The sequence below is a fragment of the Bacillus piscicola genome (assembly GCF_022458745.1).
GTDB classification, from domain to species: Bacteria; Bacillota; Bacilli; order Bacillales; family Marinococcaceae; genus Alteribacillus_A; species Alteribacillus_A piscicola.
In genome coordinates this window covers 56,157-75,185 of record NZ_JAJJJF010000007.1, presented here as the reverse complement: position 1 = coordinate 75,185, position 19,029 = coordinate 56,157, and the positions used below count along the sequence as shown (strand labels likewise).

General features: G+C 49.5%; 11 protein-coding genes, 1 pseudogene and 1 riboswitch. Of the genes and pseudogenes, 8 read left to right on the top strand and 4 right to left on the bottom strand.

Features of this window, described 5'->3' with window-relative positions:
* Window positions 1–16: 16 nt before the first annotated feature.
* The 3 genes from LOR49_RS11920 (at window position 17) to LOR49_RS11910 (ending at window position 5,364) form a co-directional block, all read left to right on the top strand.
* Complete coding sequence (locus LOR49_RS11920; RefSeq protein WP_240376959.1) at window positions 17–1,711, top strand: efflux RND transporter periplasmic adaptor subunit; 1,695 nt, start codon at window positions 17–19, stop codon at window positions 1,709–1,711.
* On the top strand, window positions 1,708–4,839 hold the full coding sequence (locus LOR49_RS11915; RefSeq protein WP_240376958.1) for an efflux RND transporter permease subunit: 3,132 nt from the start codon (window positions 1,708–1,710) through the stop codon (window positions 4,837–4,839). The genes LOR49_RS11920 and LOR49_RS11915 overlap by 4 nt, the downstream gene beginning before the upstream one ends.
* A gap of 114 nt (window positions 4,840–4,953) precedes the next feature.
* Window positions 4,954–5,364 carry a hypothetical protein gene (locus tag LOR49_RS11910; protein ID WP_240376957.1) on the top strand — a complete coding sequence of 137 codons (411 nt, stop codon included), beginning with the start codon at window positions 4,954–4,956 and terminating at the stop codon, window positions 5,362–5,364.
* Window positions 5,365–6,256: 892 nt separating this feature from the next.
* Here the strand turns inward: LOR49_RS11910 and LOR49_RS11905 are convergent.
* The 3 genes and pseudogenes from LOR49_RS11905 to LOR49_RS17730 form a co-directional block, all read right to left on the bottom strand.
* Window positions 6,257–6,622 carry a (2Fe-2S) ferredoxin domain-containing protein gene (locus LOR49_RS11905; RefSeq protein WP_240376956.1) on the bottom strand — a complete coding sequence of 122 codons (366 nt, stop codon included), beginning with the start codon at window positions 6,620–6,622 and terminating at the stop codon, window positions 6,257–6,259.
* Between the two features lie 135 nt (window positions 6,623–6,757).
* Window positions 6,758–6,964, bottom strand: a riboswitch (cobalamin riboswitch).
* Window positions 6,965–7,071: 107 nt separating this feature from the next.
* Window positions 7,072–7,893, bottom strand: coding sequence for a methyl-accepting chemotaxis protein (locus tag LOR49_RS17735; protein ID WP_420830447.1), 822 nt, complete (start codon window positions 7,891–7,893; stop codon window positions 7,072–7,074).
* 123 nt (window positions 7,894–8,016) lie between these two features.
* Window positions 8,017–8,472 (bottom strand): annotated as a pseudogene (locus LOR49_RS17730) (HAMP domain-containing protein); the annotation flags it as partial.
* A gap of 727 nt (window positions 8,473–9,199) precedes the next feature.
* Here LOR49_RS17730 and LOR49_RS11895 point away from each other — a divergent pair.
* The gene (locus tag LOR49_RS11895) at window positions 9,200–11,929 is read left to right on the top strand and encodes an S-layer homology domain-containing protein (protein ID WP_240376954.1); all 2,730 of its coding nucleotides are present in this window, start codon (window positions 9,200–9,202) and stop codon (window positions 11,927–11,929) included.
* Between the two features lie 445 nt (window positions 11,930–12,374).
* Window positions 12,375–13,901: a Na+/H+ antiporter NhaC family protein gene (locus LOR49_RS11890; RefSeq protein ID WP_240376953.1), complete on the top strand. Its 1,527-nt coding sequence runs from the start codon at window positions 12,375–12,377 to the stop codon at window positions 13,899–13,901.
* Window positions 13,902–14,023: 122 nt separating this feature from the next.
* Here the strand turns inward: LOR49_RS11890 and LOR49_RS11885 are convergent, their stop codons facing one another.
* Window positions 14,024–16,306, bottom strand: coding sequence for a transporter substrate-binding protein (locus LOR49_RS11885; RefSeq protein ID WP_240376952.1), 2,283 nt, complete (start codon window positions 16,304–16,306; stop codon window positions 14,024–14,026).
* 264 nt (window positions 16,307–16,570) lie between these two features.
* Here LOR49_RS11885 and LOR49_RS11880 point away from each other — a divergent pair, with 264 nt between their 5' ends.
* From LOR49_RS11880 to LOR49_RS11870, 3 genes are all read left to right on the top strand, one after another.
* Window positions 16,571–16,753 (top strand): hypothetical protein, encoded by a 183-nt coding sequence (locus tag LOR49_RS11880; protein ID WP_240376951.1) that lies wholly within the window; start codon window positions 16,571–16,573, stop codon window positions 16,751–16,753.
* Window positions 16,746–18,167 carry an amidase gene (locus LOR49_RS11875; RefSeq protein WP_240376950.1) on the top strand — a complete coding sequence of 474 codons (1,422 nt, stop codon included), beginning with the start codon at window positions 16,746–16,748 and terminating at the stop codon, window positions 18,165–18,167. Before LOR49_RS11880 ends, LOR49_RS11875 begins: the two co-directional genes overlap by 8 nt.
* Window positions 18,168–18,334: 167 nt before the next feature.
* Complete coding sequence (locus LOR49_RS11870) at window positions 18,335–18,580, top strand: GlsB/YeaQ/YmgE family stress response membrane protein (protein ID WP_240376949.1); 246 nt, start codon at window positions 18,335–18,337, stop codon at window positions 18,578–18,580.
* Window positions 18,581–19,029: the final 449 nt, after the last annotated feature.

Below are 19,029 nucleotides of genomic sequence, written 5' to 3'. Positions count from 1 at the left end.
GGAAGGAAGGAAGCAAGTGGGGTCACATCTAAAGAGAGTATGGAGCGGGGCGATTGGCGCCGCAGCACTGATCATTACAATGACGGCGTGCCAATCAGCCGATGTTAGTACGACGGAGGAAGAAGTAGTACCAGTCGAAACAACCGAAGTATTATCTGGGTCTTTAGAAGGTTTCCAGAAGATTAGTGCTACAACAGAAGCGTTGTCGGAAGTAGCATTAACACCGGAAATTAGCGCAGATATCGAGGAAGTCCGTGTGAAGAAAGGCGAGACGGTCAAAAAAGGCCAAGTGCTTGCGGTGTTGGACGATACGGATTTGCGCAATGCGTTAGAGCAGGAGAAAGCAGCTTATGAACGGGCCAAAAGTGGCGTGACCGTCTCGAAAGCAGGCAAAAAAGGCGCCGAGGCGGGAGTGAAACAATCCCAGGTGGCCCTTCAAAATGCTGACCATGCGATTGCCCAGGCTAGAGAACAGTATGAGCAGGCGAAAACGAACTTGGCGAAAGCAAAAGAAAACGAAGGCCAAAGCATATCGGCGGCTAAGCGTTCGTTAGAAACAGCGAAACGTTCGTTGGAAACGGCAAAACGCAATCTGAAAACCGCGGAACAAGACCGGGACCGCAACAAGCAATTGTTCGATGGCGGGCTGATTTCTAAGCAGGAGATGGAACGTGCAGAGGCTGCGGTGGACGATGCGAAAGACAATGTCTCAAGTGCGGAGGACAGTGTGACCGATGCGAAAGACAACCTCAAACAAGTGAAGCAGACGTATGATATTGCTGTATTAGAATCGCAAGTGAAGCAGGCTAAAGCCGGCTGGGAAGATGCGAAGTCTTCTAAAAAAGAGCTTGCTGCGCGTATCGACTCGTCGAAAGCGTCCGTTGAGGAAGCAAGCGGCGGTATTCAAGATGCGAACGCAGCGCTTGAACAGGCACGAATTTCCGTGGAACAAGCCCGGGAAGATTTAGAAAATGCCGTCGTGCGGGCCCCGAGCTCCGGGAAAGTCCTTAGCGTGAACGGTGAGCCGGGAGAGTTATATTCGCAGCAGGAGCCGCTTGTCATGCTTGGTGAAATGACGGCTTTAAACGTAACAGCTGCCATCACTCCCCAACAACTCATGCTTTTCACAGAAGGAGACACGATGAAAGTCCGGTTTCCGTCTATCGATAAAGAAGTGAACGGCACGGTTACGTATGTCGCGGATTCCACAGATGACAACGGGATGTTCCCGGTGGAAGTGCAGATTGCCAACCCGAACGGTGCACTGCGGGCAGGGATATACGGAGAGTTTTTGATTGAGGAAACGTATATCGATGACAGTCTGTTAATTCCAACGGAGGCGTTGATTGAAGTAGAAGGTCAACCATCTGTCTTTGTCGTCGAAGAAGAAGTTGCGTCCCTTGTGCCGGTTGACGTACTCCGCGAGGAATCGGACATTACGGCGGTTGAGGCAGCTGACTTAAAGGCGGGCCAAAGCGTCGTGACACGCGGTCAATATTTCCTCGATGACGGAGCGAAAGCGGAAGACGTCACTGAAGTAGATGAAAAAGAAGTGGAAGACAAAGAAGCAAAAAAAGAGGATGAAAACGCAGAGGAAACGAAAGAGAAAGATACCAGCAGTGTGAAGGACGACGCGAAAGCTGCCGCTGTGGCACCACTTCAACTCCCTGGTTCTACGAGACTGGCAGGAGGCGGGGGTGAAGCATCTTGAAACTATCGCGTTGGTCTGTAAAACGACCGGTCGGGGTTGTCATGGCGGTATTGATGGTGATTGTACTGTCGCTCACCGCCCTCCGCAACCTGGCCGTTGATCTTTATCCGGATATGGAACTGCCGCTTGCCGTTGTCGCAACGAGCTACAGTGGAACTGCGCCGGAAGACATGGAAGAAACGGTAACAAAACCGATTGAAGATTCGCTGGCATCGATTGATAACGTAGACAATATTCAGTCACAGTCTTCTTCTGGATCGTCACTCGTCATTATTCAATTTAATTTCGGTACGGACCTTGATCAGGCGATGTTGAACATTCGTGAAGCGGTCGACGGGACTTCCGGAGCTCTCCCGGACGGCGCCAATGACCCGTCCGTCTTGCGGTTCGATCCGAATCAGCAGGCGATTATGTGGCTCGGGTTCTCGGAGGACTTGCCGGAAGACGAAGCCAAACGTCTGGCCGAAGAACGAATACAGCCTAAGCTTGAACAAGGGGACGGCGTCGCGTCGGCAACCATCGAAGGGATCCAGTCGCGAAAAATTGAAGTCCAGTTAAAGCCGGAAGAGTTAAACCGCTATCACTTATCGGCGAATGATATTATCCGTACCCTCGAGTCTGAGAACTCGTCTGCTTCCGCAGGTGAGGTGGAAAGCGGTGGACGGGACTTGCAGCTGCGGGTTGAGGGAGACTTTAATGACGTGTCCGACATTGCGAATACGTTGATCCCGCTCGGAGACGGCAGTAATGTAAAGGTTAGCGACGTCGCTGAGGTAGTAGATACGGTGGAAGAACTGTCCTCGGACACGTATGTGAACGGGACACAGGCGTATATGTTTTCGATTATGAAGCAGTCCGACGCCAACACGGTAGATGTGTCGGATGCTGTTCAAGACGTTGTAACAGATTTAAATGAGGAGCTTGGCGAAGACGCCGATCTTCACGTTGTTTTCGATTCTGCTGATTTTATTAAACAATCGATCAACAGTGTCACCAGTAACTTAATTTACGGTGCGATCTTTGCGATTATCGTCCTGTTAGCATTTTTACGAAGTGTCCGGGCAACACTCGTCATCGGGATTTCGATTCCAATCGCGGTTGTGTCGACGTTTGCCTTGATGTACTTCACAGGCGAGACGTTGAACATCCTGACAATGGGCGGTTTGGCACTCGGTGTCGGGATGATGGTAGACAGTTCGATTGTTATTTTGGAAAGTATATACAAACATATTGAAGCAGGAAAAACACGGATTGAAGCAGCGATTGCCGGTGCAGAAGAACTGGGCGGTGCGGTAGTCGCGTCCACGATGACGACCTTGGTCGTATTTTTGCCGCTCGTGTTTGTGGAAGGCATAGCATCGGAGCTATTTGCACCGCTTGCTTTGACGGTCAGCTTTTCCTTAATCGCCTCACTCGTTGCGGCGCTTACGATCGTTCCAATGCTTGCCTCGAAATTTATTAAAGAAGAAATGGTAAATAAAGAGAAAGAAAAAGAAAGCCGTTTTACGCGGTTGGGAACGTGGGTAAATGATCGGTACCGCAGCCTGTTAAGCTGGGCGCTCGGGCACCGGAAGACGGTCATTATTCTCACAAGTGCCTTAACGATCGTTTCATTGGCCCTCGTGCCGTTGATCGGGGCCGTGCTTCTTCCGGAATCGGATGAAGGGGAAATAATGATCAGCATCGAGACGCCGACGGCCTCGACGCTGGAAGAAACCCAAACGGCAGTGAACCGCGTCTGGTCCTTGTTGGAACCATATGAAGACGTGATTGAGACCACTTATTCGACGGTCGGTGGCGGCTCTCCTATCATGGGAGGCGGCGGTGGCGGTAACCAAGCTTCCGTCAATATTTCCCTCGTGGCCGCAGGAGAGCGTTCGATTGATACGACGGAGATGATTGATGAATTATCCGAACAGGCGAAACGCATTTCCGGCGCTGACATCACCGTTGCCAGCATGACGACAGGCGCCATGGGAAGTACGTCACCGATTTCTGTCAGTATTAAAGGGGATGAGGTGGAAGTACTCGACCGGCTGGCGGAGGAAATCGTTTTCCAGATGGAACAGATTCCGGGAGCGACGAATATCGAAACAACGTCCGGTGAAGGGAATCCTCAAATCGACGTCGATGTCGACCGGCAGCAGGCCGCGCAGTACGGATTAACCTATCAGGACGTCATGAGTCAGATTATTATCGCCTTTAACGGTCAAGTGGCGACCGAGTTCCGTGACGACGGACAGGAAATCGACGTGGAAGTCATTTTGCCGGAACAGTCACGGTCCCAGCTTGCTGATTTTCGTAATTTAACCCTGACCACCGCGACCGGCACAAGCATCCCGCTCAGTTCTATTGCCGAGCTGGAGGAATCGACCGGTCCTACCCAGATCAACCGGCAGGACCAGCAGCGCCAGGTGAACATCACGAGTGATGTAACGGGCCGAACGCTGTCTGAAGTGGCGGGTGACGTGCAGGCGGAAGTAGAGCATATGAATATGCCGGACGGATATTCTATTAAGTACGGCGGGGAAGCGGAAGACATGCAGGATGCGTTCATGGATCTTGCCTTTGCCTTGGTAGCTTCGATCTTCCTTGTGTACGCCGTGATGGCGATTCAGTTCGAATCCTTCGTACAGCCGTTTGTCATTATGTTCTCGATGCCGGCGACGTTGATCGGCGTGTTGTTCGGATTATTTATTACCGGTACTCCCCTCAGCATCACTGCCTTTATCGGGATTATCATGCTCGCGGGGGTTGTCGTGAACAACGCCATCGTCATGATTGACTACATTAACCAGCGGCGGGAAGCAGGAGAGGACCGGGATGCTGCGATCTTAGAAGCAGGACCGGCACGTCTGCGTCCGATTCTGATGACGGTGCTGACGACGGTACTTGCGATGACCCCGGTCGCCCTCGGAATTGGGGAAGGAGCCGAAGCCCAGGCACCAATGGGGATTGTCATCATTTTCGGCCTCTTGTTCTCGACCTTGTTTACACTCGTGTTAATACCGGTCGTCTATGCCACAACCGACAACATCATTCAAGGATTGAAAAAACGACTGCCACGCCTCCGCTTCCGGAGAAAACGCAAGCAGGAGGAAGATGCGTTCGATTCTTTCCACCAATAAGAGAGAGGGCGACGAGCCCCTCTCTTTGATCAAAAGGAACATGTAGCGACTTTGCGTGTCCCTGGTTTTTAGGTAGAATGGGAGTATACTTCGAAAGAAAAGGGGTTCTCACTTATGATGTCAATTCGAAAATGGCTCTTACTGACGACACTCGCAGCAGCGATTCTCAGCGTAGTCGGCTGTTCGTCAGATGATAACGAGGGAGATACAAATCAAGAAGCGGAAGAAGAACAACCACAGGCTGAAGAAGAAAAGCCGCCTGCTGCCGAGCTCGACAGCGACGCTGATTTACAGGACCAGCTCGCAGCCGAAGAAGAAGTCGACGAAGCTATGGTACAAACCGTTGATTCCGAGGAGGACGGCCAGTCTGTCAACATCGACATTCAGCTTGCCGCGGATCAAGAATGGAACGAAGAATGGCTCACGAAATACCAAGATATGATCCGGGAAAAATACCCCGATCAACCCGTCGACCTCATCATCGCCCAAGACGGAGAAATGATCACCCAGGAAACACTCGAATAACAGAAAAACCAGTCCCTTTTAGAGCGGGGCTGGTTTTTTTGACTGCGGAAAAGGTGAATGACGTCGTGAAAACCGTGGATGGCGGAAACGGTGGCGTCAAAGAGTGTGAATGACGTCGTGAAAATCGCGGTTGGCGAAAATAGAAGCATCATAGGGATTGGATGAAGTTGTGAAAATCGCGGTTGTCGGAAATAGCGACGTCATAGAGAGTGAATGAAGTCGTGAAAATCGTGGTTGGTGGGAATAGCGACGTCATAGGGAGTGAATGGCGTTGTGAAACTTGGGGTTGTTGAAAATAGAAGCATCATAGGGATTGGATGAAGTTGTGAAAATCGCGGTTGGCAGAGATAGCGACGTCATAGGGAGTGGATGACGTCATGAGAGTTGTGGATGGGGGAAATAGTGACGTCATCGGGGTTGAATGAAGTCGTGAAAATCGTGGTTGGTGGGAATAGCGACGTCATAGGGAGTGAATGGAGTCGCGAAAAGAGCGGTTGTCGGAAATAGCAGCATCATAGGGAGTGAATGGCGTCTTGAAAATCGTGCTTGGCAGAAATAGTGACGTCATCGGGGTTGAATGAAGTCGTGAAAACTGTGGCTGGTTAAAATAGTGACGTCATAGGGGTTGAATGAAGCCGTGAAACTTGTGTCTGATGAAAATAACGGCATCATAGGGGATGAATGAAGTCGTGAAAACTATGGTTGGCGAAAATAGTAGCGTCATAGGGGGTGAATGATGTCATCAAAATCGCGGCACACAAAAATAGCGACGCCATAGAAGCGGAATGGCGTCGCGAAGTCTGCTGGGTGGGACAAAACCGGCAAAACCGGGGTCTTGCCGTATTAGAGGAACAAGACGTGCATCCGTTCATCATGATCCCCGGTGGCTCGTTCATTCTGCAGGCTTGTCCCGTCCGCTTTCGATGCCGTCTTTCCTCGCGAATCCCTCGCCAGTAAAGGAGTGGCTGAGTTTAGGGAGGTAGGCCGTATTGCTTTTCAGCGATTCAATCAACGACGGGGCGTCCGCTGGGACCATGTTTTTGTACCAGTGGCCTTCCGGGTATGCGATGAGTACACATTTGTCACGGCAGCGGCCATTGCAGCGAGTCCGCGTTGTGTGGATATAATCGTCCAGATGGTTTGTTTTAATTGCTGTTCGTACGGCTGTTGTTAATGCTTCCGCGCCGTTTTTCATGCAGCTCCCGCCGTTACAAATCAGCAGATGATGCCGCGTGCTTTCGAGATTCCACGTTGCCATAACTGCTATCTCTCCTCAATTCATACTAAAAAAACCCTTCCGTGTGGGAAGAGTCTGGCTTCTATAAAAAGCGCAGGTGACACCATGTTGCGCCCGTTATTAGCTAAACTTTCACACCTCATTTCCCCGGAGATTTGAAAAGATGTTACCCGGGCAGGTCTCCTGACTTAAGCTTCCTCCTACTCTGATCCTTCCCGCACAGTCTTGCTTTTTAAAAAAGCGCAGCCCGTGCAGTGGTTGTTATCATTTCGTCCACTATTACAGTTGCGGGGGCAGTGCTGGAATGACACCAGCTTCCCTATTAAGGCTGAAAAAACAGCCGCCCGAATAACTCGTTATGAAATTTTGAAAAAAGCTTACGTCCCTAATTCATAACACAGCGAATCAACAAAGTCTATGAGAGATTAAGAGGGGGCCGAAACACCCTCTTACGGTTTGTCAGATCTTTTCTAGGAAAGTCTAAAGGTACGCACGAGGTCATTCAGATCAACGGCTAAGCGGGAGAGCGTTTCGGCGCTTCCGGCTACTTCTTGCATCGAGGAGCTTTGCTGCTGGGCGGTGGCGGAACTTTGCTCGATTCCGGCTGCCGTTTCTTCTGAGTTGGCAGAGATCTCGTCAGCAGACTGGGTGACTTTTTCACTGTTCGAAGCAATGTCTGTTAAGCTCGTGGCAATATTTTGAATGCGGCCGCGCATATCGGAAATCGAATCATTGATGGAGGTAAAATACTCGAGACTCGTGGTGATCTGTTCATTCCCGGCTTCGGTTTTCTCATGGCCTTTTTGTAAGGAGTGAACGACCGTCTTCGTCTCTTCCTGAATCCCTTCAATGATTGAGGTAATGTCGGAAACGGAATATCCTACTTGTTCGGCAAGCTTCTTCACTTCTTCGGCGACGACAGAAAAGCCTCTTCCCGCTTCGCCGGCACGGGCTGCTTCGATGGCTGCGTTTAAGGCGAGCAAGTTCGTTTGGTCGGCAATTCCTTCAATGACTTCCACTAATTTAGAAATTTCTGCCGAGCGTCGGTCGAGTCCCTGTACTTTGTCGGCCGTATCGGTCACGAGCGCCGTGATGTCGTTCATTTGCTGTACCGATACCTCCATCTGTTCCATCCCTTCCCGCGACATGTTAAACACGTCCCGTGACGAGTGGGCCAGCGTTTCACTGTCTTCGTTTGTCACATGAATTTGTTTATTTAAATCACGTACGAAGCTGGAGATCTCGGAGGAGGCACCTGCTTGTTCTTCGGCGCCGGCTGAAAGGTCACCCATGGTAGACGCAATTTGCTCGGCACCTGTCGTCACCTGTTGGGAAGAGTCAGTCAGCCCTTCACTCTGTCTGTTCACTTTTTCCGCAATGTCCTGAATCTGCTCGATCATCGTTCGGAGGTGGCCGCGCATGGTATTGAACCCGAGCGCCAATTGGCCGATCTCATCTTTTCCATCATAGGAAATCGTGTCTACTGCCAAGTTGCCGTCCGCAATCTCCTTACTAACATCGACAACTTGGTGTAAATTCCGCTGGATACGGCGGTTGACGAACCAGAGTGTTATAGCTCCTAACACGGCAGCAATCGCCACAGAAAGAAGCAGTGTCCACACCGCACTTCCACTGGCATGGACCGCGTTTCTGACAGCACTGCGGTGTTCTGCATCGACGATGTTTTTTAACTCGGTTAAATGGTGATTCGTCTCCGCGCGTAGCTTCACAAGGTTGTCTCGTTGCAGAAGCACTTGTACGTTATCAGCCCGTTCGACAGCCGGGATGATCGAATCAAAAAAGATCGTATCCGTCTCTTGGTCATTCGCCTGAATCTGCTTAAATAGCTTTACTTGCTCATCCGTCGTCATTAATGGTTCCATGGTATCTTGCAGGGCGGTAAAATCATTGCGGTGCGCCTGGTACTCTTGGAGGAGCGCATGGTCTTTTGTCAGGATGTAGTCGGCGATACGTGTGTCTTTTGCCCGAAAGAGCGAAATCATCTCCGTGAAATTCACCGCACGTTCGGAACGCTCGTCCATCGCGTTGATGTTGTCTCGCATGCTACCGAGCAGTACAAAAATAACAGCAGAGGCAAGCATAAATAAGACGATTGTCGTGATGAGGGCGGTACTGTATTTCCAACCAATGCTAAGATTTTGCCACTTAAATTTAGTCAGCATAACGCATTTCGCTCCTTCATGAGAAAGGGTATATAGACCTATGAATATATGTATACTTTTATTTATATCACAAGCAGGAAATAATAACCACTATATTTGCTGAAATTTTTAAAAAGTTTACAAAAGGAACGGGGCTGGCAATGTGATGAGGGTATCCCACTCTGCCAGTGTTGGGAAATACAGGGGGTAACATGCAATAGTTACCTAATCCGGCAGAGTACTTTTTTTCTACCGTATCAGTGCTAGAATAAAATACGTCAGGGAGAGAAATGGGTAGATTACCACTATTATGTTTAAATCTCTTTTCTTACAGGAAAACAACAAAATAGTTACAGCTGTTCCTGTATCACCCTTCGACGTGGAATAATGGTTATTATTAGAATTGATAGTTTACTAGATAGAAGGAGGAATTGTTTTGGCTTATCAACCAAAATCGTATCGTAAATTTTTAGCAGGTTCTGTATCCGCTGCCGTTGTAGCGACAACATTTGGGGCAGTGGCACCGGTAACGGCAGATGCGGCAGCAGCATTTCCAGACGTATCGGACGACTACTGGGCGTCTAGCTCCATCCAGAACCTCGCGGAGCAAGGAATCATCGGCGGTTATAAAGATGGTACATACCGGCCGGGACAGGAAATCAACCGCGGCCAGGTAGCAGCCATGTTGGTGGAAGCGTTTGACCTTCCTGTTAATGAAAATGTGGAGCCGCCTTTTGAAGACTTGTCCGAAGAAAGCTACTTCACACCGGCTGCAGCAGCAGTGAAAGAAGCAGGTCTCATTAAAGGCCGCGAAGATAACACGCAATTCGCAGCGGGCATGGATCTGTCCCGTGAACAAATGGCTTCCATCCTTGTGCGGGCATTCGGCTTTGACGAAAAAGCAGGAGTAGACGCTGACGTCAAGGACCTCGAGGAAGCACACGAAAGCCACCGCAATAACATTGAAATTCTTGCACAATATGATATTACGAAAACAGCAAGCGGTAATTTCCGCCCGAAAGAAACAGTAACACGCGCGCAATTCGCTGCGTTCCTTGACCGAGCGATGAAAGTCGACCAAGCAAAAGAAACAGGCGTCGTGAACGCAACAGCCGTGAACAACACCACCGTCGAAGTAAGCTTTAACGGTGAAATGGAAGACGTAAACGCCGAAGACTTCACCTTCGAGCCAGAATTGGCCGTACTCGATGCAGAAATCATTAAGCCATCCGACTCCGAAGCAAGCCAAGACGCCGCCGGAAGCGTCGTTCGTCTGACTACGGAAGAGCAAGATGCAGAAATCAGCTATGAACTTCAGTATCAAGGAAAAGCGACCGGTCAATCGATAAAAGGCGCCGGTATGTATGATATCACCGTTGCAGACATCACTCCTGTTTCTACCGGAAGCTTCGATATTGAGCTTGACAATGCCTTGAATGAAGACTGGGACGAAGAAGACGTGGAGGAGAAACTAGACGTTGCCGTAGTGAACGGGGATGACCAAACAGACGTTGACATTACTGGTGTAACAATCAGTGACGACCGCAAGACGATTACGGTTGAACACGCGGACAACGATCTCGAAGGAACAACCGGTACTCTCGTTGTGAACGGCTTCGAATACGACTTTGACTATGACACAATCGACGTAGAGTCCGTGGAAGCAACCACGACATCGATCCGTAGTGCGGCAGATCAGAAGCTTGCCTTTACAGTCAACGGTTTCCGTAATCTTTCTGTGGAAGCTCTAGAAGAAGCAGGCTACGATGTTGCATTTAAATACAGCAAGACAGGCGAGGTTTATGGTGATAACGGAGTCGTTGATGCCAGCGACCTTGCAGGGGAGAGCTTCCGTTACGCGGTAGAAATTACCGATGAAGACGGCAACACCGTGAAGTCTGAAGAACAGACTGTTGACGTTCACGGTGAAACAAATATTGCCGAAGTAACAGACGTGGCATTTTTCGATGGAGACGATGAATGGAAACGTGATTACGTTACAAGTGCTAATGAAGGATTGAAAATAAAAGCGACAGCTGCAGAAAATGCCTTTGGCGAAGAATTAGACGCAGACGATCTGAACAACGCTACCTTGGAATCTGTCACATCCGATGACATCCAAGTTGCATACTACGACATGGACAACGGTCTCCAAGTAGTCGGTGAAGGAGAAACAACGCTGACAGCAGAATTTGAAGGGGTTGAAGACACGGTTACGATCGATGTCAAAGTTGTAGCCGATCAAGAAGTGTCCGGCATTGCTGAAGATGACACAACGAAGCGTTATACAACGAATGCGACAACCGGTACGTTTACCGTTGTAGACCAATATGGTGAGCCGTTTGGAGAAGGTGAAGAAATCTCCTATACGATTACGGATGCAGATGGAGCGGAAACAACGGATGTTGCGACCGTACAAGCAGACGGCACATTTAACGTAACGTTCCCAGAGAATGCCTCCGGAGAATATACAATCGATTTTGCTTATGACGGCGCTAATCTTGGATCGACAAACCTTGAGTTCTTGGAGCTGGAAGGCTTTGACGAATTAGATCTTGAAGCAGACCCAGAAACTGTTGATCTAGCAGACGCTGCAACAGAAGGCAGTGTTGCTAATGACGATGCAGATTTAGCATTCGCTGTGACAGCAACAGGTACATTCGAAGGCATCACCCTCTCTGAGGATGAACTGGAAGATGTACTTGGTAATTTAGACGGCGAGCTGCAAGTACGTACAAGCAATAAAGCCGTTGCCAGCCTTGCAAATGATGGTGAGACAGAAACGATGTCTCTTACCGCAGCAGAAGCAGCCGATGGCTTTGAAGCATACGGCCGCACCGAAGGTACAGCAACCCTTTACTTGGAGCAAATCGAAGGTGACTTCGTAACGACGCTCGGCCAAGTAGAAGTCGAAGTAGAAAACACCCTTCCACAGATCAGCAATCTTACCCTTGCTGAAGGAACGGATTCACTGACGTTAACGTCCGAAGGTAAGATAAAAGATTTGGAAGAACTTAGCTCAAGCGACGCGGATCTGGAAGACTACATGGTTGAAGAAACAACGTACTCCGCAAACGATAAAAAAGCGATTGTGAAAATGAAAGACCTATTCGGCGGTAAAACGTTTGTAGTAGACGCAGTCCAAGAAGAAGCATCAGCTGAATAAATTTGGAGAAGAACCTGCCCACGCGGCAGGTTCTTTCGTTATCGAGAAGTCGGGAAGGAAATTCAGCCGAAACCAGACTCCAAGCCCCTTTATAAAACCAAAACGGTATGAAATGCAACCAAATTTGGTCTCATGAACGCTTGATAAGACCAGAACGGTACGGGATGTAGCCCAATTTGGTCTCATGAACGCTTGATAAGACTAAAACGGCAGGAGATGCAGCCAAACTTGGTCTTATAAATGCTTGATAAAACCATAAACGCCCATGCCCCAAGCAATTGAGGTCTCATGAAAAATGCAAAAGACCGCAAATCATCCACCGCCAAGCAGGGAGGCTTCCATCCTCTGCTTGGCTTTTTTGTCGAAAAAAAGGGGATTGCTGGGAACATACGGGAGGGAACAGGAGAATAAGTTAGTAGAAATATAGGAAGGGAGGAGGAGGGAAGTGGACATTCTCTCTATTGTTCCGCCGCTCGTGGCGGTGGCGCTTGCGATTATAACGAGACGCGTCTTGCTTTCATTGTTTATTAGTATTTGGGTCGGCGGTCTCATCGCGGCGAATGGCAATCCGCTTGCAGCCGTTGCGGAAACGTTCACGTGGATGAAAGATGTCATGATCGACCCGTGGAATGCGCGTTTCCTTGTGTTAATCGCTTTTCTTGGTGCCGGGGCTGCGTTGTTGTTTAAAGTCGGGGGGACGCAGGCGCTGATCCGAACTTTTGAAAAACGGATCACGTCGGGAAAACGGTCGCTGTTATTTGCGTATATTCTTGGTATTTTAGTATTTTTTAATGACTATGTGAATTCGGTGATTGTTGGGAACGCGTCGAAGGATTTGAACGCGCGCTACCGGGTATCGCGGGAGAAACTGGCGTACGTGCTCGACGCGACGGCGGCACCGATGGCGACGATCGGTCCGGTTTCGGATTGGATCGGGTTTCAAGTGTCTGTGATTGCCGGTTCTTTTGCGGCGCTCAGCCTCGTGGACGCCCAGCCGTACTCAATGTTTTTACAGTCAATTCCGTGGAACTTTTACGCGATTTTATCATTGTTGGCTGTTCTGACGGTTATTTTGGGAAAAGATTTCGGCCCGATGGCGAAGGCGGAAAAACGTTCCCGGGAAACCGGCCAGCTCATTGAAGAAGGGGCCGTGCCGCTTTCGTCGGTTGAAGAAGATATCGGGGAGCCGTTTGAATCTGCTAGAAAACCGTCCGTCTGGTATTTTATTCTGCCACTTGCGACGTTAATTGTTGTCGGGATATTCGGTCTTTGGTACACAGGGGGCGGACCTGACGGGTTGTCGCTGATGGAAGCACTTGAAAATACGGATGTTTCCGTCGCGCTGACGTGGGCTGCTTTTGCGATGACGATCGTTGGCCTCGTGATCGGCCTCATTCAAGGCATGTCTCTAAAAGAGTGCGAGGAAACGATGCTCGCGGGGATCCGGACGATGCTGCCGGCGCTCATTATTATGGTGCTCGCCTGGTCCATCGGCGCCGTTGTCGATACGCTTGGCACAGCCGAGTATGTCGTCGGTTTGACGGAAGGCTGGATGACAACCGGACTTCTGCCGCTGCTCATTTTTATCGTCGCGATGTTCATTTCGTTTGCGACCGGAACGTCTTGGGGTACGATGACCATTCTCACACCGATTGCGATTCCGCTCGCGTTTACGATTAGCGGGGTTGAGTTTATTCCGGTCGTTATTGGGGCAATTTTCGCCGGCGCGATATTCGGGGATCATATTTCTCCTATTTCCGATACAACCGTCATGGCATCGATCTTCGCCGGGTCGGACCACATCGCACACGTCACGACTCAGATTCCGTACGCGCTTGTCACCGCCGCCGTCACAGGTGTTCTCTATATCCTGTCTTCTTTCATTGGAAGTGTGGTTATTCTGCTTCTTATCGGGATCGTCGTCCAGACCCTGGTGTTCCGCTATTTAGGAAACCGATCCCAGTATAATTGAGGCAAAGACTATGGCAGTGAGCATAACGATGATTGATGGATAGGAAATAGCGGTGGATGTCTTTTCGGATCACACCGAAGGGAGCTGGATGCGTCCAGCTCCCTTTTGATGCTGCTTACGGTTCACAACGATAAGCGGTGTTCTTTGATTTTTCGGTACAGGGTGCTGCGGGCGATACCGAGCGCGGAGGCGGCTTCGGTGACAGTGTTCGCTGCTGCTAACGCTTCCTTGATTTTCTCCACTTCCAATGATTTCAACGACCCGATGGTCCGTGTTTTACGTTGTACGACCCCGTGCAAAACAGGCGGCAGGTGCTTCGGTGCGATAGGCACTCCTTCTTTTCTCGCGAGCAGGAAGGCGCGTTCGATGATGTTTTTCAATTCGCGGATATTGCCCGGCCAGTGATACGCGGCCAGCATTTGCATTGCCTCTTTTTCGATGGAAGCAGGCCCGTCTCCGTATACGTGTCGGAAGTGCTCAAGAAATTCGCTGCTCAAATGGGCAGTATCTTCGGGACGTTCGCGGAGGGGAGGAATCGTGAATGACAAAACGTTTAATCGGTAAAAAAGATCCGAGCGGAACGTGCTGCCATAGGCGATTTCTTCTTCCAGTGCCCGGTTGGTCGCTGCAATAATGCGGGCGTTAACAGGACGTTCTTTCGTATCGCCTATCCGGACGATGCTTTTCGACTCCAATGCCCGTAACAGCGCGACCTGCAGATCGAGCGGCATCTCGCCAATTTCATCCAAGAACAAAGTCCCGTTATGAGCGGCTTCAAATTTCCCAATTGCGCCGCCTTTGCGAGCTCCTGTAAACGCTCCTTCCACGAAGCCGAACAATTCACTTGCTGCTAAATCTTTTGGCAGAATCCCCGTGTTAATCGCGACAAAGGGACCATCTTTCCGATCACTCCCCTCGTGTATGGCCTGGGCAGCGACTTCTTTTCCGGTGCCTGTTTCTCCAAGAATCAGAACGTTCGCGGCAGACTGGGCAGCAATTCCGGCTACTTCCAATTCCCTTTGATAGGCTGCACTGAGCGTGCTAATACGGCCGAATGTCACCAAATCTTTAGGCTGCGGGCCAACCGCGTCTTTCTGTTTTAAAAAGAGAAGCTGCTGGTTGTCGGCAGGAAAACGTTCGATGTGAAACGCGGCTGCCAAGGTACGCTGCATCTGCGGCGTCACTACCTTATTCTCCTGCCAATGCGTCAGCGCTGCCGCTTTTTTGCTTACATACATAATTCTGTTTGTATCGGAGAGCACGATAACTGCTTCTTCACTTACTTTTCCCCATGTATGGAGGATAAGTTCATGAAGGGAGTCCGCTTGCTTTGTCTTCACTTTAAACGGTTTCGGTGTAATTTTCCCTTCCGAATCCCAAACCGTCTCAAACTGGCCGTCTTTAGACACTCTGCCAATTTTCACCGGACGGGAGAGATGGCGGTGATCCGGGTCCACTTCGATTGTTCCGCAAACCGTATTGAATCGTTGCCCGCTTAAGTGATAAATAATGTCGCGGTAGTTCGTCCTGGCCGTTTCCATAATGCTGTCGATCACCATTTTTGTCCCTAAAAAAGTGTTAAACATGACGGAAGAGATTGGTGTCTCAGCACCGGTAAATTGTTGAAAGCTGGTGACAAAAGCTCGGTTTTCCGGAGAAGGGAGGGACTGAAAATAACTGGCACTGCTGAAGTGGCCTTTTCCGTATGAAGCTCCCATCGCCGTTATTTCTGTCTCCTTCGTAATCGGGCTGAAAATAGGCATCGTCTGAAAATCAAGAGACATGCGCTGATACGTCTGATAGAACGGGATAATACTGCTGCCGACTAACGTAGAAAAGATAAAGTCTGGTTTGGTTAAAAGAATATCTTGCATCATCTCATAAAAAGAGGCATGGCCGAGCGGCACGTATCGTTCTCCAACGAGAGAGCCGCCTTTTTCTTTTAGAAAAGTCTTCACTTGTTCATTCGTTTCCCGGGGATAGATATAATCGTTGCCGACGGCATACACCCGCTTCCCGAAATGGCGGGTTCCGTAGTCTAAGAGGGTATGTACTTGCTGATTGGGGACTTCGCCAGTGTAAAAAACATGCGGATGACACTCCTGTCCTTCATAGAGTGTCGGATAGACGAGAAGACAGCCGTATTTTTCTAAAATAGGCAGCACCGCTTTCCGGCAGGCGGACGTGTAGCAGCCGATAAAAATGGTAACGCCTGATTTCGCGAGTTCCTCCGCCGCCTGGGCTGTCTGTATCGGATCAGAAGCAATGTCACGGGTGACGGCTTCAAACGTAAATGCATGGTTCTCACAGCCGGCGAGTGCAAACTTGGCCGCTTCCCACTGGCCCTTTTCCGTGATCGCTGTCGTACCGGTTAATGAAAATAATAACCCGATTTTAATAGGCACGCCACGTTCCCTCCAAATGTGTAGCATTTTAAGAAAATTGTTTCAAAATCGGACAAGGATGGTGTACCCCTATTTTACAACAACTATCTGAACATTTGGAAATATTTTTGTCTTTTTTTGAGACAATCTTTCTTGGATAAAAAGCGGGAAGGGCGGAGCAAGCGGCATGGCACAGGAATTGCATTTAGTAAGGGCGAGGGCTGGCGGCTCCGGAGAATTGCGAAATAGAAGGGTCCTACTATTTTTTCAGGAGGAGTGTGTACAGTGAAGGCAGCAATCGAGGAAGTACTCGCGAGCAAAAACATCCGTGTGAAAGAAGATCATTTGCCAATGCTACAAACACGCTGGGAAGGGATGCAAGCATTGAAAGAAGCCACGGAACAAGAGAAGTTGGCTGATTACGACATTTCACTCCGTAATATTCCGGGAGGTGACCACATTGAGTAAAGAGTTGGTGACGAAGGCGGTAGAAGAACTAGCACCGCTTATCCAAAAAAGAGAGGTTTCCTCGCTGGAATTAACAAAAGCGGTGCTCGATCACGCAGAGAGCACGGATGAAACAATTAATGCATTTGTATCCATGCGACGCGCGGAAGCAGAAAAAGAAGCGGCCAAGGTAGATGAGGAGATTGCTTCCGGCACGTATAAAGGGATGTATCATGGCATTCCGATGGCCGTGAAAGACAATCTTTATTTTAAAGATGAAGTAACGACGATGGCGTCAAAAATAGATCGGGATTTTAAACCGGCCTACAGTGCGACGATTATTGATAAAATGAGAGACGCGGGCATCGTATTTACAGGCAAGCTGAATATGCATGAATACGCCTGGGGCATTACGAACAATAATCCTCATTTTGGCGCGTGCCGGAACCCATGGAACACGGATATGATTCCAGGGGGCTCAAGCGGTGGTTCGGGTGCCGCCGTGGCATCGGATATGAGTGTTGCGTCGTTAGGAACAGACACGGCAGGCTCGATTCGTATTCCGTCCTCTGCCTGCGGGATTGTCGGATTGAAACCGACCCACGGCAGAGTCAGTAAGTACGGGTGCTTCCCGTTAGCCTGGACTCTTGACCATATTGGCCCGATGACGAAAACAGTAAAAGACGCCGCTGGATTATTAGAAGTGATTGAAGGGTACGATCCGAACGACCCGACTTCGCTTCAGGCACCAACTGGAAACTACGTGGACAAGCTCACCGGAAATGTCAAAGATCTGGTTATCGGCGTAAATGAAGAATACTTCTTTAACCAAGTCGATTCGGAAGTGGAAAAACTCGTTAGAAAAGGAATAGAAACGCTCGAGAAGCAGGGAGCGAAGATAGAGGTCATCAGGATTCCCGGCTTAAAACATGCCGAGTATGCGGAGCTGGTGACGAGCTTGTCGGAGGCGTCAGCCATTCACCACCGTAACCTTCAGACGCGCCCCGACGATTACGGAAGCGATATCCGTCTTCTTTTCGAACTGGGAGAGCTTCCTTCCGCTGTCGATTACCTGCAGGCCCAGCAACTAAGACGCCAGCTTAAACTCGACTTCCAACAAGCATTCGAAAAAATCGATGTATTAATCGCTCCGACTCTTCCTATTGTACCACCTGAAATTGGCGCGGATACCGTGAATTTAAACGGAGAACAGGTTGATTTGATCAATCACATTATCCGCTTCACCGGTCCCGGAAATCTAACAGGCCTGCCTTCCCTTTCTGTACCGTGCGGCATTGCGCGTGATAATATGCCGGTCGGGATGCAGATCATCGGGCCGGCCCTCCGTGAAGATCTCGTGTTAAATACCGGCCTTGCGTTTGAACAGACAAACCCCATGAAAGGGAAAAAGCCATCCCTCGCGAAACCGGTTTAAGTTATCGTTACGGCCCCGCTCTTCCTTGGAGGAGACGGGGTATTTTTTTGACTCATATGAGCGGCAAGCGGTGCGTAAACTTTATAAGGAGGATTGAAAAAAGGACGGAGCGGGAAAGGAGGTCTTACACCCCTTAGTAAAAAAAGAATGAAAGCGAGGCTGATCATATGGGACTTATTCTCTTTTTAATCATTGGCGGTATTATTGGCTGGATTGCCGGGATCATTCTTGGAAAAGATTTGCCTGGAGGCGTTATCGGTAACATCGTCGCCGGGGTTGTCGGATCATGGATCGGAAGCAGCTTATTCGGAAGCTGGGGACCGGACTTGGCCGGAATTGCCATCTTTCCCGCCTTACTTGGCGCCATTATTTTCATCTTTATCCTCACCCTGATCCTGCGCGCGGTAAAGTAAGCCATGAAAACCGCAGGACAGCGTGATAACAACGTCATTGGCTGCGTATGGGGACGTGAAAAAAGAGAACGAATGAAATAACATCCTCATAGCGGTTCAATGAAGCCATCAAAAGAGGCATGAGCCAGAATAACAACCCCATACGAGTCTTATGACGTTATGAAATTAGCGAAGCACCAAAATAACAACGCCATACGCATCCTATGAAGTCATGAAAAGCAGAAAAGGAAGAAATAAAGGCATCATTGGCTGCGTATGAGGGTGTGAAAAGCACGAATGAGCGAAATAACAGCGTCATAGCGGTTCGATGGAGTCGTTAAAATAGTCGCAAGCAAAAATAACAACCCCATACGAGTCCTATGACGCCATGAAATCCGAGAAGCATCAAAATAACAACGTCACACGCATCCTATGAAGGCATGAAAAGCAGAAAAGGAAGAAATAAAGGC

Coding starts and splice junctions, on each gene's coding strand:
- LOR49_RS11870 (WP_240376949.1), top strand. CDS start 18,335: ATGGGACTTATTCTCTTTTTAATCATTGGCGGTATTATTGGCTGGATT.
- LOR49_RS11905 (WP_240376956.1), bottom strand. CDS start 6,622: ATGGCAACGTGGAATCTCGAAAGCACGCGGCATCATCTGCTGATTTGT.
- LOR49_RS11910 (WP_240376957.1), top strand. CDS start 4,954: ATGATGTCAATTCGAAAATGGCTCTTACTGACGACACTCGCAGCAGCG.
- LOR49_RS17735 (WP_420830447.1), bottom strand. CDS start 7,893: ATGGGTGACCTTTCAGCCGGCGCCGAAGAACAAGCAGGTGCCTCCTCC.